The following is a 14,536-nucleotide window of genomic DNA, read 5'->3' on the forward strand; positions in this document are numbered from 1 at the left end:
CAGGTCAGTAGAGGCTCCGCAACCCCAGCACGTCGCCCTTGCCGAACTGGCGGTTGGCCGAGCTGCATGGGCTGGCCGCCGGGGACATCGTCAGGTTGCACTGCGTGGCGTGACCGAGCCCGTAGGCGTGGCCGAACTCGTGGGTGGCGACCCCTCGCAGCGAGAACGCGGACGAACACCCGCCGGGAACGGCGTTTTCGAAGTACCACGCCTTGTCCTTGTTGAACGACATGTCCATCTTGGTGATGGCGAAATTGCCCCCGCCGAGGCTGACACCACGCGTGCACGTGGTGGCGAGGTTGTTGCTCGTCATCGAGCGCCAGCCCACGACGTTGGTGGCATCGTCGAGCAGGGCCTCGTCACAGGTGAGGGCTCCGTTGACCACCTTGGGCGAGGGCTGCACGTTGGTCTCCCCCTTGTAGCTTTGGGTGGCGCTCACTTGGTCGGCGAGCGAACACGAGTTGCGCGAGCTGGGGACCGCCCCGGCGCCGTGCTTGAACCCGTCGATGGCCGCGGTCTTGGTGCCCGACGGTCGGCCGCCGTCGCGGTAGCGCCAGTTCAAGGTGCTCTGCCACTTGGCCGGGATCCCGGCCCCGAACAGGTAGCTGTAGGTGTTGTCGCTGCACTTGGCCGCACACGCCGCGGCCGTGCCCTCGGGGATGGCGACCAGGTGATCATCGGGATGGCGGATCCGAACGCTGCCCTCCACATCGTGCACCAGGGCGGCCGTCGCGGTCTGGCCATCCTCGTAGATCACCTCGATGGCGATCATCTCACCGGGGGCGGGCACGGGCAGCACGATGCCGTCCTCCACCTCGACCAGGTCGCCCGGCACGACGCCCTCGACCCGCTCGTCGTTGGCGTGGGGATCGGCGGGCTCGCTCGGACCCGGGTCCTCGTCGTCGGCATCCTCCACGGTGAGAGAGCCAGGGGTGTCGTCGTCGAGCTCGAGCGCGTCGGGATCGAGCGCGTCGTCCTCCACCACGCAGCCCGCCGCCATCACGAGGGCGAGCAGGCACGGAAGTGGCGCGGGACGAGAGCGACGACGGGACTCGGGTAGGGTCATGGGCTTCACGGCCCTGATGTCGGTTTCTCGACCGGCGTGTCTCAGGAATCGACGAGCTGGTCGCTCACGGCTGCGCAAACGGCGCTGGCCCTGAGAGCGCGCTATCATCCCATTTGCGGTCACTCTCGAACCCGTCGGGATCACCCGACCATGCCCGAGCGACTCCACGAGTGGGAGGCCATGCCCGGCCTCATCGACATCATGCCTCGTACCCGATGGTCCTCGTTCCTCCTGCTCCTGACCCCGTGCCTCTACGGGTGCCCCGATCACACGCCGGTGGACGCGATGCCCGGCACCAGCACCGACGCGACCGGCGATGGCATCGACGCGGCGTGCGTCCCCGGGCAATCGGTCCCTTGCACCTGCACGGGCGCCGACATTGGCGTGCAGGTGTGCCAGCCCGATGGCTCGGGCTACGGGGAGTGCTTCTGTGGCGAGACGGATGACACGAGCTCGACTGGCGAGACCGACTCGACCGGCGAGACCGACTCGACCGACTCGACCAGCTCGACCGGCTCGACCGACTCGACCGACGACACCACCGACACCACCGACACCGGTCCGTTCTGTGGCGACGGCCTCCTCGACCCCGGCGAGGACTGTGACGAGGGCGGCGAGTCGGTCACCTGCAACGCCGATTGCACGATCTCGGTGTGCGGTGACGGCATCCACAACGCCCTCGGCGAGGACTGTGACGAGGGCGGCGAGTCGGCCACCTGCGACGTCGACTGCACGTTCGCCGCCTGCGGCGACGGCTGGCTCAACTCGCTGGCCGGCGAGGACTGCGACGAGGGCGGCGAGTCGGCCACCTGCAACGCCGACTGCACCGTGTCCACCTGCGGCGACGGGGTGTGGAACGCCACCGCCGGGGAGCTGTGCGACGAGGGCGGCCGCACGGCGCTGTGCGACGCCGATTGCTCGCTGGTCGAGTGCGGCGACGGCTGGATCAACGCCACGGCGGGCGAGGCCTGCGACGACGCGGGCGAGTCGGCCACCTGCAACGCCGACTGCTCGCCCGCCGCGTGCGGCGACGGGATCACCAACGCGACCGCGGGCGAGGCCTGCGACGACATGGGCGAGTCGCTCGCCTGCAACGCCGACTGCACGCCGTCGACCTGCGGCGACGGCCTGGTCAACGTCACGGCGGGCGAGGCCTGCGACGACGCGGGCGAGTCGGCGGTCTGCGACGACGACTGCACGCTCGCCGGCTGCGGTGATGCACACGTCAACGCGACGGCCGGCGAGGTCTGCGATGGCGATGCGCTGGCCGGGGCCACCTGCCAGTCGCTCGGCTTCACGCTGGGTGCGCTCGCCTGCGTGCCCGGGTGCGCCGCCTTCGATACCTCGGCCTGCGTGACCCTGCCGGGCGTCCCGGTGCTCTCGCTGAGCCCGTCGCCGATCAAGCGCTTCGAGTTCTCCTGGGCCGCGGTCCCCGACGCCGACTACTATCAGCTCGAGGAGAGCCTCGCGCCCGGCGAGCCGTTCGTGCAGCTGGGCGCCGACATGCTCGGCACCTCGGTCTCGTACACCGTGCCGCTGCACTTTCGCTGGGACGCGAGCTATCGCCTGCGCGCGTGCAACGACGAGGGCTGCACCGACTCGGCGGTGGTGGACGTGACGAGCTCGCTGGCCGAGGCGGTCGGCTACTTCAAGTCGAGCAACAGCGAGGCGACCGACTCGTTCGGCGAGAGCGTGGCGCTGTCGGCCGACGGCAGCACCATGGCCGTGGGCGCCAACCACGAGAGCAGCAGCGCGGCCGGCATCGGCGGCGACCAGGCCGACGACTCCCTGCCCGGCGCGGGCGCGGTGTACGTGTTCGTGCAGGACGGCGCGGGCGGCTGGGTCCAGCAGGCCTACGTCAAGGCCTCCACGCCCGGCGGAGGGGACTTGTTCGGCACCCGGGTCGCGCTCTCGGCCGATGGCAGCACCCTGGCCGTGACGGCCCCGCAAGAGGACAGCAACGCCACCGGCATCAACGGCGCCCAGATCAACAACGCCACCTCCAACTCGGGAGCGGCCTACGTGTTCGTGCGCGACGGCATGGGCGCGTGGTCCCAGCAGGCCTACGTCAAGGCCTCCAACACGGACTTCAACGATCGCTTCGGCCACAGCGTCGCGCTCTCCGACGACGGCGACACCCTCGCCGTGGGCGCGATCGACGAGGACAGCAGCGCCACCGGCATCGACGGCAACCAGGCCGACAACGGCGCGACCCAATCCGGAGCGGCCTACGTGTTCGTGCGCGACGGCGTGGGGTCGTGGTCCCAGCAGGCCTATGTCAAGGCCTCCAATACCGACGCATCGGACCGGTTCGGCCACGGCGTCGCGCTTTCGGCCGACGGCGACACCCTCGCCGTGGGCGCCCATGAGGAGGCCAGCAATGCCACGGGCATCGACGGCGACCAGGCCAACGACGCGGCCGCGGCGACGGGAGCGATCTACGTGTTCGTGCGCGACGGCATGGGCGGATGGTCGCAGCAGGCGTACGTCAAGCCCGGCGCCGTCGGAGCCGCGTGGCTCGGCGAGCAGCTCGCGCTCTCCGACGACGGCGACACCCTCGCCGCGACCGCGCGCCTCGATCAGGCCATCGCCCCGACCTCCGGGGCGGTCTACGTGTTCGTGCGCGACGATCTCGATGCGTGGTCGCAGCAGGCCTACCTCAAGGCTTCCAACGCCGCCTTCGGCGATGAATTCGGCTGGCGCCTGGCGATGTCGAGCGACGGCGACGCCCTGGCCGTGAGCGCTCGGCAGGAGCAGAGCAACGCGGTGGGGCTCGACGGCGACCAGACCAACGACAGCATCACCGGCGCTGGCGCGGCCTATGTGTTCGTGCACGATGGCCTGGGCGCGTGGTCACAAGCGGCGTACGTCAAGGCCTCCAACACCGGCTCGAGCAACGACCACTTCGGCTCGGGAATTGCGCTCAGCGGCGACGCCGAGCTCCTTGCCGTCGGTGCCGTCGAGGAGGACGGCAACGCCACCGGCATCGGCGGCAACCAGCTCAACAACGCTGCCCCCACGTCCGGTGCGGTCTACCTCTACTGACGGCGTCGCGAGGCCGACTTCGTGCGGGTAGAGCGCGAGCACCTCGACGATCTCGATTGCCTGCGGACCCCGGTCGAGCACGTGCGGTCGGTGGGCGATCCGGCCACGCGCGCCCGGCTGGGGCTCGATGCCTGGCCCGCCCCCCGATCGCCCGTACAATCGCCTTCGATGACTCCCTCGCGCACCCGCGGTGGTCGCATCGGGGTCGCGCTCTGGCTCGCGGGGGTGCTCGGCCCCGCGGTGGGCTGTGCGACCGACGACGATCCGAAGCTGCCGCCCGGGACCTGCCCGGCGGTGGTGTGGGGCCAGCCGCAGCGCGCCGGCGAGCCGCTGGCCGTGCGCGGAAGCTGGGACGACTGGGAGCGATCGATCGCGCTGCGCGACTTCGTGGACGACGATGCACCCGAGGTCCCGTGGCAGGTGGCCGAGCTGGCGCTGCCTCCGGGCGCGTATGGCTACCTGCTGATCGAGGAAGGGCGCGGACACCTCGATCGCTACGAGCCCGTCACGACCTTCCGCGAGGATGGGCTCGAGGTCTCCCGGCTCGAGGTGCCCGATTGCCAGCAGCCGCGCCTGGAGCTCGGGGCCGTTCACGAGGATGCGCCCGATGGGTTCGCGGTGGAGCTGTCGTTCGAACCGGCGCTCGACGGGGCGCCGCTCGATCCTGCGAAGATCCAGGCCGAGCTCGCCGATGGCACCCCGCTGGCGCTCGAGCGGGTCGATGCGGAGGCCGGGACCGCGAGCTTCCGCGCCCGCGCGCTGCCTCGCGGCAAGCACCGGGTGCGCGCGACGGCGACCGATGCCGAGGGGCGCCCGACCGAGCCCGTGGTGGGCGTGGGCTGGGTCGACCCCGTGGCGCCGCAGTGGGCCGACGGGATCGTCTATCAGATCATGATCGACCGCTACCGTGGTGACGGGGGCACGGTGCTCGCCCCTCCGCCCGACCCGGGGGCACGGGCGGGCGGCACCCTCGACGGCGTGCTGGCCGAGCTGCGCGCGGGCACCTTCGATGCGCTCGGGGTCTCGGCGCTGTGGCTCTCGCCGGTCTATCTCAACCCCACCGAGGCCCGAGAGGGGCGCGACGACGATCACCTCTACGAGGGTTACCACGGCTACTGGCCGCTCGACGCTCGCGCGGTCGACCCACGCATCGGCGGCGAGGCGGCCCTGCGCGCGCTCGTCGACGAGGCGCACGCCCGGGGCATCCGCGTCCTGCTCGATCTGGTCCCCAACCACCTCTACGAGGACAACCCGCGCGTGGCCGAGCACCGCGCCGAGGGTTGGTTCCACGAGCACGAGCCCGCCTGCATCTGCGGGTCGCCGAGCTGCTCGTGGGCCGAGTTCATCGAGGTGTGCTGGTTCACCCCGTACCTGCCCGACCTGCGCTTCGAGCATCCCGAGGTGATGGAGCTGGCGGTGCAGGACGCTCTTTGGTGGCACGACTCGTTCGACACCGACGGCTTTCGCATCGACGCGATCCCGATGATGCCGCGGGCGGTCTCGCGGCGGCTGGTCCACGAGCTGCGCGAGGCCACGGCTCCGCAGGCGGCGGCCTTCACCATGGGGGAGATCTTCACGGGTCCGGGCCCAGGAGGCACCGAGGTCATTCGCTACTACCTCGGGCCCGACGGGCTCGACAGTGCGTTCGACTTCCCGCTGATGTGGGTCGTCCGCGATGCGCTGGCGCACCAGAGCACGGGGCTGTCGGCCATCGAGGCCAGCCTCGCCAACACCGAGCGTCGGCTCGAGGGCTCGGGGGCGCTGATGGCCACGATGATCGGCAATCACGACGTGACCCGCTTTGCCTCGGAGGCCGATGGCGAGGTGGGGAGCCCATGGGACGATCCGCCGCCTCCGCCCGTCGATCCCGACGTGTATGCACGCACCGGCTTGGCGCTGGCGCTGGTGCTCACCCTGCCCGGGCTGCCCGTGATCTACTACGGGGACGAGGTGGGCCTGGCCGGCGGCGCCGACCCGGACAACCGCCGCGTGATGCCCGAGCTGGCCTCACTGCCCCCGGCGTCCCTGGCCGCGCTCGACCTGGTGGAGCGCGTGGCCCGGCTGCGGCGCTGCGTGCCCGCCCTTCGCCGGGGGGATCGTCGGGCGCTGCTGGTCGAGCGCGATCACTACGTCTTCACGCGCGATGCCGGTGATGGGGCGCCGGCCGTGGTCCTGCTCTCGCGCGAGCCGGTCTCGGCGACCCTCGAGCTCCCCGCTGGCTCGACGGCCATCCCGGGCTGGTATAAGGATGCCCTGTCGGGCGAGCGCGTCGAGCTGGGGCCTTGGAGTGCCTCCATCGAGATGGAGCCCCGCTCGCTCCGAGTGCTCGTGCCCGAGTCCCTGCCTTGCCCTTGAACGCTCGAACGACGGTCGAGAACACGAACATGCGCTGCCTTTCCCGCCTCGGTCCCACCTTCCTCTCCGTCGCCGGTCTGCTCGCGCTGGGCCTGCAGTCGACCGCTTGTGGCTCCGATGGCCTCGAGTCCGCCGCCACTCTCGATCCGCCCGATGACACCGATGGGTTCGATCCCTCGGCGGGCTACTCGAGCGGGGGCACCGGGACGGGGACCGGAGGGCCCGGCAGCGGCCCGGACGGCACGGGAGACGACGGCCCGCCGCCGCCACCGCCCTCGGAGGGCGCGTGGGACTGGCGCGACGCGATCATCTACTTCGTGTTCGTCGATCGCTTCCACAACGGCGACCCCGGCAACGATGAGATGCTCGACGGGAACGTGGCCGACATCGCCGACTGGTACGGCGGCGACTGGGAGGGGGTGATCATCCGCATCGAGGAGGGGTACTTCAACGAGCTGGGCGTGAACACGCTGTGGATCACCGTGCCGATGGACAACACCAGCGCGGCGGGCCTGGGCGTGGGCGATCCGCACTACTACTCGGGCTACCACGGCTACTGGCCCTCGGATCTCGAGAGCACCGAGGAGCACTTCGGCACGCTCGAGAAGCTGCAAGAGCTGGTCACGGTGGCGCACGATCACGACCTCAAGGTGATCTTCGACTACGCCATGAACCACGTGCACGCGGACTCGCCGGTCCATGCCGACAACCCCGGGTGGTTCTGGCCCAACGACAACGGCTTCGGGGGCAACTGCGTGTGCGGTTCGGGCTGCTCGTGGGACGGGGACGAGGGCAAGCGCTGCTGGTTCACCGACTACCTCCCCGATTTCGATTTCACCAACGCGGCGGCCCGTGACTTCTCGGTGAGCAATGCGCTGTGGTGGGCCGAGCAGACCGGCGCCGATGGCTTTCGCCTCGACGCGGTCAAGCACATCGACGACTCGTGGCTGCTCGAGCTGCGCAACCGCAGCAACACCGAGCTCGACCGCTACGACGACGACGGCAACCTGATCCAGCGCTTCTACATGGTCGGCGAGACCTTCACCGGCGACCAGGGGCAGATCGCCTACTACGTCAACGACGAGATGCTCGACGGGCAGTTCGACTTTCCGATCCGCACCAAGATCGTCGAGAACGTCCTGATGCGCCAGGGCAGCATGAGCGACCTGGCCGGCTTCATGGACGCCAACGACGGCTTCTACTGGTCGGGCGCCGTGATGAGCACGTTCATCGGCAACCACGATCTGCCGCGGGTGGTGCACTACGCCGAGGACGATCCGCTGTCGGGCACCGACCCGTGGTGGAACGACAAGGATCTCGGCTGGAACAGCCCCCCCGGCGTGCCCGGCGGGACGTCGGCCTTCGAGCGCCTGGTGGTCGGCTTCGGCATCATCCTCACCACTCCGGGGGCGCCGCTCCTCTACTATGGCGACGAGATCGGGATGGCCGGGGCGGGCGACCCCGACAACCGTCGCCCGATGGACTGGAACACCGCGGGCTACACCGGCGGCCAGCAGCTGTTGCTGCAGGCGATCAAGGATCTCAACGAGATCCGGGCCGAGCACCCGGCCATGCGCTACGGCACCCGCACCACGCTCGACGCGGGCTTGCACACCTTCAGCTATCGCATGGACCTCGCGGTGGGCGACCCGACGCTCGACGAGACCGTGTACGTGGCCATCAACCGCGACGACGGAACGAGCGACGTCGGCGGTCTTCCCGATGGTGGCTATCTCGACGAGCTGAGCGGCGACGGGGTGACCGTCTCCGGCGGCACCGTCAGCGTGCCGCCGCGGTCGCTGCGGATCCTCGTGGCTCGATAGGCCAGCGTCAGCGCGTTCCGTAGTTGTGAATCGAGGTCTCCTCGCTGCGATCGGTCGCCCGCGGCGGCTCGGGTGAGAGCGCCGAGATCGCCGCGTAGAGCTCCTCGCTCGGCTCGAGCTCCGCTGCACCCAGACACACATCGAGCTGCTCGAGGCTGCGGGCGCCGAGCAGCGGGGCGGTGACGGCCGGGTGGGCGGCCACCCACGCGATCGCCAGCGCGGCCGGGTGCAGTCCGTGCTCCTGCGCGAGGGTCACGAAGCGCTCGGCGATCTCGAAGTTGCTCGCGGCCCCGTAGCGCACCCCGTACATCGGGTTGTCGACGATGCGCCCCTGCTCGGGCCGGCGCTGCGTGCCGTACTTGCCGCTGAGCAGCCCGCCCGCGAGCGGGCCGTAGCTCAGGCAGGCCAGCCCCTCGGCCGCACACAGCGGCAGGATCTCGACCTCGGCCTGCCGCTTGAGCAGGTTGTACATCGGCTGCACGCAGCACACGGGGGCCCAGCCGTGGCGCTCCGCAATGCCGAGCGCACGCGCGGTCTGCCAGGCGGCGAAGTTGCTCACGGCCGGATAGAGGATCTTGCCATCCGTCACCATGCGCTCGACCTCGCGCAGGGTCTCCTCGAGCGGCGTGTGGTCGTCCATGCGATGCAGGAAGAAGAGGTCGACGTGGTCGGTGCCGAGCCGCCGCAGGCTGGCCTCGACCGCGTTCCGTAGGTGGTAGCGGCTGCTGCCTCGATCGTTGGGTCCGGGGCCGGTGGGAAAGTAGGCCTTGGTGGTGAGCACGACCTCGTCGCGTGCTCGGCCGATCAAGCGGCCGAGGATCTCCTCGGCGCGACCCTGGTGGTAGAGATTGGCGCAATCGAACAGGTTGATTCCGGCCGCGCGGCAGCGCTCGAACATGGTGGCGGCCATCTGCTCACCCACCTCGCCTCCGAACGACATGGTGCCGAACGCCAGCTTCGAGACACGGACGCCGGTGCGCCCCAAGAACACGTACTCCATCGACCCGAGGATAGCCGGCGAGCCCGCGGGCGACCATGCGGCTCCGAGGCTGCTCGAGATCGCCCCGAGACCACCCCGATGCCACCCCGAGACATGCTATGGTCGTCGGCCATGGTGCGCCGGTCGACCGCGCTCTGTCCCATGCTCTTGCGGGGGCTCCTGCGCGGGCTCGTGGGGGTGCTCCTGGGCGCCTGCCGCCCCGACTCCGCGGGCCTGGGTGCTTCGGGCACGGGCGAGCTCGAGGACCCATCGACCGGCACGAGCACCACCACCGGCGAGACCACCGGCTCGACCGGCCCCATCGCGCCCGACACCACCACGTCGACCGGGGTGGTCGACAGCGGCTCGACCGGCCCGGGCACCACCGGCGACGCGAGCACCTCGACCACGGGTACCTCGTCCGATGGGGTCGACACCGAGCCGCAGCCCCAGCAGGTGGAGTACTGCACGGTCGCCAACCTGCCGATCCCCGACAATGCCCTCGACGGCGTGACGTCGTCGATCAACGTCGATCTCCTGGGCGGCGGCACCATCGTCTCGATGCAGCTGGTGATCCAGGCCAGCCACTCCTACGTGGGTGATCTGCGCTTCGACCTGCGCAAGTCGGGCGAGGCGGCGATCATCGTGATCGATCAGCCGGGGGGTGGCATGTGCAACGGCAACGGCATCGACGTGGTGCTCCACGACGGCGGCACCGCGCCGGTCGAGGACAGCTGTGTCAACGACGGCGGGGGCACGCCCGCGCTGGGCGGCGAGCTCATCCCCGAGACGACGTTCGATCCCATGTACATGGGCAACGAGCTCATCGGAACCTGGCGCCTGCAGGCCTTCGATCGGGCCGAGGAAGACACGGGCACGCTCGATGCATGGTGCCTGCGCTTCACCTACTGGTGATGCCCGCGCTTGCCGCCGCCGTGTGATGCCGCGCGTCGGAACGCCTTGCCCGCAGGCCCCGTCCTGTCCATGCTAGGGGCCCCCCGAGCAGGACGAGCGAGCGGTGACACGGCATCAGGCGGTCTTCTTTCGTCGGCTGATCTACGTCTACGATCTGATCGTCAGCACGCTGGCGTTCTTCGCCTCGCTGTGGATCCGGCAGATCCTGGCCGTGCTCCAGACGGAAGGCTCGCTGCCGGGACCGCTTGCCCGCCTCGACCTCGGGCCGATCCAGATCCCCGACTACTACCCGCTGCTCTGGGGCCTTTGGCCGCTGTGGTTCATCACGCTCTACTTCGGCGAGAGCTCCGACTTCCGCCTGCCGTACCGTAGGGTGGCGACGCGCTACCTGCGGGTGGTGGGCCTGGGGCTGGTGCTCTTCATCGCCTCCACCTTCGCATTCAAGGTCGCCTTCATCGCGCGCACCTTCGTGCTGCTGTTCGGTGCGGTGCAGCTCGTGTCGCTGATGATGGGGCGGGTGCTGATGGTCGAGCTGCTCTCGATCTTCCAGAACCAGTCGGTCGATGGTCATCGCGTGCTGGTGGTGGGGCGCGGCGAGCAGGCCGTGGCCTTCGCGCGATCGGTCCGCACCGAGCCGCCGTGGAACAACAAGCTCATCGGGCACGTGTCGGTCCCCAACGAGGTCGTGGCCCCCGAGGCGCCCAAGCCCGTGGGGGCGCTGCGTCAGCTCGACAAGCTCCTCGACGGCCAGCCGATCGACGAGGTGGTGTTCGCGGTGCCCGACGAGCCGCCCGAGACCTTCGAGGAGGCGCTGCGGCACTGTGAGGAGCGCGGGGTCGAGGTGCTGCTCACCATGCCGCCCGACGTACCCCGGGCCGGCAAGATCGAGGTGGCACAGATGACGGGCTACGACATGCCGCTCATCGGCATGCGGCGCACGCCCACCAGCGAGGGCAGCCTGCTGCTCAAGCGACTGCTCGACTTCACCGGGGCGCTGGTGGGGATCCTCCTGCTGTCGCCCATCATGTTGGCCACCGTCATCGCCATCAAGGTGACCGACCCCGGGCCGGTGATCTTCTCGCAGGTGCGCTCCGGTCGAAACGGCCGCAAGTTCCGGATGCACAAATTCCGGTCGATGGTGATCAACGCCGAGAAGCTCAAGAAGGAGCTCGAGAAGCACAACGAGATGGACGGGCCCGTGTTCAAGATCAAGCACGACCCGCGCATCACCCGAGTGGGTCGCTTCATCCGCAAGACCAGCATCGACGAGCTGCCGCAGCTGTTCAACGTGCTGTTCGGCGAGATGAGCCTGGTGGGACCGCGTCCGCCGCTGCCGTCCGAGGTGGCGCAGTACAAGCCGTGGCAGCGTCGCCGGCTGTCGGTCAAGCCGGGGATCACGGGCCCGTGGCAGGTCTCGGGCCGCAACGAGATCAGCTTCGAGGAGTGGATGAAGATGGATCTCGAGTACATCGACAAGTGGTCGGTGTGGCTCGACCTGCGGATCATCTTCATGACGATCCCGGTCGTGCTGATCCACAAGGGGGCCAGCTAGGCTGGTTTGGCCCCGGGCGCTCTACGGTGCTCGTCTCAGTAGGTCGGCCAGGGGTTGAACGAGAACCGGCGGATGCGGGCGGTCCAGGCCGCGAGCGAGTTCGTCGGACATGCGGCCATGTCGACGTCGGTCACGGCGGCCAGGAGCGCGCGCCAGCGAGCCTCGCGGAAGTCGGAGCTGGTGGCCTTGCACAGCCCGTGCAGGGTCTCGCCGAGCGTGGGGTGCTCGCTGCGCTCGAGCGCGTCGAACAACCACTTGGCGTCCTCCGAGCGGCCCACCTGGATCGCCAGGAGCGTGAGCACGCCGCGGTAGGTGTCGTCGGCGAGGTAGGCCGAGAGCGCGCTGGCCTCGATCTCGGCCCGCAGCAGCCGGTAGGTGTTGACCAGCGCCTTGGCCAGGCGCGGGGTGTCGATGACCGTGTGCAGGCCCTTCATGAACTCCACCTCGCACGAGTCGAGCGCGAGCACTCGGTCGTGGGACAGCTCCTGGTCCTGCTCGCGCTCGAGCGCGTCGCCCGGGGGCACGTCCGGGGGCGGCTCGGTGAGGGGGGCGGGAGGATCGTTGGCGGGCACATCGAGGGGCGGGGCATCCTCCTCGCCCGTGGAGCGTTCGAACCCCGTCCCCACGACCCCCTGGACCAGCGCCCCGAAGCCGGCCGAGTCCATGGGGCGCAGCGAGAACGGGATCTGGAAGATCTTCTCGAGGTAGTTCTTGGCCGTGGGGCGAGCCTCGAGCTCGCTGCCCACGCCCTCCTCCCGCGAGCCCTGCAGCAGGCGGTCGTAGTGCAGGGTCAGCGAGCGCCGCAGCCAACGCACGTCGACCGCGACCACGACCACGAAGATCGGCGTGGCCAGCAGCAGGTGCACCGCCTGCAAGACCTCGACCACGCGCTCGGGCTCGCAGCGATCGAGATCGTCGATGTAGAGCACGATGCGGGTGAGGTGTGCTGCCTCCCCGTCGCTGGGGCCCTCGCGCTCGACCTGCTCGAGGATCTCCTCGAGCCGGGCGAAGTCCTGGCGGATCATCGACACCAGGCCCAGGTGCTTGCGGTAGTCATCGTCGCCGTCGCGGTCCCGAACGAAGGCGTAGAAGCGCCGGCCTCCGCTGAGCTCCTGCAGCTCGCGCTGCGCTCGGGCGACCTTCTCCGCGGCCTTGTCGGTGGCCATCGTGGCGCTCTCGAGCCCGACCTCGGCCTCCTCGAGCCGCTGCTGGGCCATGCCGAGCGCGGTCTTGGTGGGCCGCAGCAGATCCGTCACCGCACGGCCGACGAAGCCCTCCACCGTGGCGCGCTCTTCCACGTAGGTCGTATAGGCGGCGCGGGTCTGCTGGAGGCGCGGCCGAATCACCAACAACCACGCCGACGCGGTGCCGGCCACGCCGGAGACCAGGCCGGCCGCCGTGGTGGCCCATGCGAACGCGGGCTCGAAGTCCATCCACTCGCGCCACCACGCCAGCAGCAACGCGATGCCCAGCACGACGAGCAGGCCCGCCGCGATCAACCCGATGCGGGCTCCCCGGCCGCGCGTCCACATCCAGCGCAGCGTGATCCGCAGGTGTGCCCAGGGGTTCTTGCCCACCTCGAGCTCCTCGGCGGCGGCCTCGGGTCCTGCATCGGCGCCCGAGGCCGGAGCCGGTGCGACGGCCTTCACCACCGCGAGCTCGTCGCGCATCTTGGTCAGCGTGGCCTCGCGCTCCTCTCGCTCGACCCGGGCCTCGGCCAGCAGCTTCTCGGCCTCGCGCAGCTCGTGCTTGGCTTGCTCGCGGCGCAGCTTGCCCTCGCTGACCTCGGCCATTAGCCGCGCGCGGGTGTCCTCGAGCGACTCGCCGGGGCTCACGAGCTCGGCCAGCTCGTCGAACACCCGGGTGACCATGCTGGCCCACAGGTTGGGCTCGGCGTAGTGCCAGGCGTTGAACGTGATCTGGGCGACGCGGCCGTGCCAGCGCTCGGCCAGCGTGGCGAGGCCGGCCTCGTCGTCTTGCTCCTTCATGCGTGCATGCAGCCGCAGGTAGGCCGCGTTGCGGGCCTCGATCTCTTCTTGCAGCTTGCCCATGAAGAACGACTTGCCCGAGCCCCAGTCGCCGAACAGCCCGATCGACAGCGGAGTGCCCGTGCGTCGCGAGCAGATGAGGCGCGCGAAGGCTCGCGCCTCGCCCTGCACGCCCAGGAGATCGGCCCCATGGCGGGTGTCGGGGCTGATCCCCGGCACGGCCGGCGGGCGCCCTCGTGGGGTGGATGCGGGCTCGGAGAGGTCGCCCTCGGCCTGCGCCATCTCGTCCTCGGCCGCCTCGGCCGCCTCGGCCATCTGGGCGACCTCGGCCATCTCGGCCATCTGGGCGACCTCGGCCAGCTCACGGAACTCGCTCTGCGCGACCTCCGAGGCCTGCTTGCGTGCCCTCGCGGGCGGGACGTTGGCCTTCGCACGCCCCACCTGCGAGGTGGTCGGGCCGGCCGGGCTTCCGCGTCGGGCGATCTGCTCGAGGCGCCGAAGCACCTCTGCACTCACGAGCGAGCCATTGCCGTGCCAGCCCTGGGTCCGCATGAAGCGAGCGACCGCCGATTGCGTGCGAGGCCCGTACACCCCATCGACCACCACCGACTCTCCGGCCCGGCGCAGCAGCTGCTGGAGATACTCCACCTCCTTGCCGTGCTGCCCGCGGCGCACGGCATCCTCCATCGGGCCCAGCATCCGGGGCCGATTGTGGCACGGGAAGGGCCCGAGCAAGGGCCGGCGTCCCGGTCCGCGAGCCATTGAGGCAGGGCTCGCGGACCGGGGCCGGAGATGCGACCGATGCGTTCGCGC

At 70.2% G+C, this 14,536-nt stretch carries 8 protein-coding genes; 5 read left to right on the forward strand and 3 right to left on the reverse strand.

The features are described from left to right. Positions 1-4: 4 nt before the first annotated feature. Positions 5-1,066, reverse strand: coding sequence for a matrixin family metalloprotease (locus OEB96_RS39425; protein ID WP_266222068.1), 1,062 nt, complete (start codon positions 1,064-1,066; stop codon positions 5-7). A 150-nt stretch (positions 1,067-1,216) separates the two neighbouring features. Here OEB96_RS39425 and OEB96_RS39430 point away from each other — a divergent pair, with 150 nt between their 5' ends. The 3 genes from OEB96_RS39430 to OEB96_RS39440 all read left to right on the forward strand — a co-directional run bounded on the left by OEB96_RS39430 (position 1,217) and on the right by OEB96_RS39440 (position 8,289). Beyond that, complete coding sequence (locus OEB96_RS39430; protein WP_266222069.1) at positions 1,217-4,111, forward strand: FG-GAP repeat protein; 2,895 nt, start codon at positions 1,217-1,219, stop codon at positions 4,109-4,111. 168 nt (positions 4,112-4,279) lie between these two features. Beyond that, positions 4,280-6,466: an alpha-amylase family glycosyl hydrolase gene (locus OEB96_RS39435; RefSeq protein ID WP_266222070.1), complete on the forward strand. Its 2,187-nt coding sequence runs from the start codon at positions 4,280-4,282 to the stop codon at positions 6,464-6,466. A 29-nt stretch (positions 6,467-6,495) separates the two neighbouring features. Continuing rightward, a complete protein-coding gene (locus tag OEB96_RS39440) occupies positions 6,496-8,289 on the forward strand; it encodes an alpha-amylase family glycosyl hydrolase (protein WP_266222071.1) in 1,794 nt (597 codons plus the stop codon). 7 nt (positions 8,290-8,296) lie between these two features. On the opposite strand, the gene OEB96_RS39445 is transcribed toward OEB96_RS39440, so the two are convergent. Then, positions 8,297-9,289, reverse strand: a complete 993-nt coding sequence (locus tag OEB96_RS39445; protein ID WP_266222072.1) for an aldo/keto reductase — start codon at positions 9,287-9,289, stop codon at positions 8,297-8,299. Between the two features lie 111 nt (positions 9,290-9,400). Here OEB96_RS39445 and OEB96_RS39450 point away from each other — a divergent pair, with 111 nt between their 5' ends. Beyond that, positions 9,401-10,183, forward strand: a complete 783-nt coding sequence (locus OEB96_RS39450) for a hypothetical protein (RefSeq protein WP_266222073.1) — start codon at positions 9,401-9,403, stop codon at positions 10,181-10,183. A 103-nt stretch (positions 10,184-10,286) separates the two neighbouring features. Next, positions 10,287-11,735, forward strand: coding sequence for a sugar transferase (locus OEB96_RS39455; RefSeq protein ID WP_266222074.1), 1,449 nt, complete (start codon positions 10,287-10,289; stop codon positions 11,733-11,735). Between the two features lie 35 nt (positions 11,736-11,770). Here the strand turns inward: OEB96_RS39455 and OEB96_RS39460 are convergent, their stop codons facing one another. Then, entirely contained in the window at positions 11,771-14,422 is a 2,652-nt protein-coding gene (locus OEB96_RS39460) for a P-loop NTPase fold protein (protein ID WP_266222075.1), read from the reverse strand. Positions 14,423-14,536: the final 114 nt, after the last annotated feature.

The sequence above is a fragment of the Paraliomyxa miuraensis genome (assembly GCF_026337845.1).
Classification (GTDB): Bacteria; Myxococcota_A; Polyangia; order Nannocystales; family Nannocystaceae; genus Paraliomyxa; species Paraliomyxa miuraensis.

Coding starts and splice junctions, on each gene's coding strand:
- OEB96_RS39425 (WP_266222068.1), bottom strand. CDS start 1,066: ATGACCCTACCCGAGTCCCGTCGTCGCTCTCGTCCCGCGCCACTTCCG.
- OEB96_RS39430 (WP_266222069.1), top strand. CDS start 1,217: ATGCCCGAGCGACTCCACGAGTGGGAGGCCATGCCCGGCCTCATCGAC.
- OEB96_RS39435 (WP_266222070.1), top strand. CDS start 4,280: ATGACTCCCTCGCGCACCCGCGGTGGTCGCATCGGGGTCGCGCTCTGG.
- OEB96_RS39440 (WP_266222071.1), top strand. CDS start 6,496: ATGCGCTGCCTTTCCCGCCTCGGTCCCACCTTCCTCTCCGTCGCCGGT.
- OEB96_RS39445 (WP_266222072.1), bottom strand. CDS start 9,289: ATGGAGTACGTGTTCTTGGGGCGCACCGGCGTCCGTGTCTCGAAGCTG.
- OEB96_RS39450 (WP_266222073.1), top strand. CDS start 9,401: ATGGTGCGCCGGTCGACCGCGCTCTGTCCCATGCTCTTGCGGGGGCTC.
- OEB96_RS39460 (WP_266222075.1), bottom strand. CDS start 14,422: ATGCTGGGCCCGATGGAGGATGCCGTGCGCCGCGGGCAGCACGGCAAG.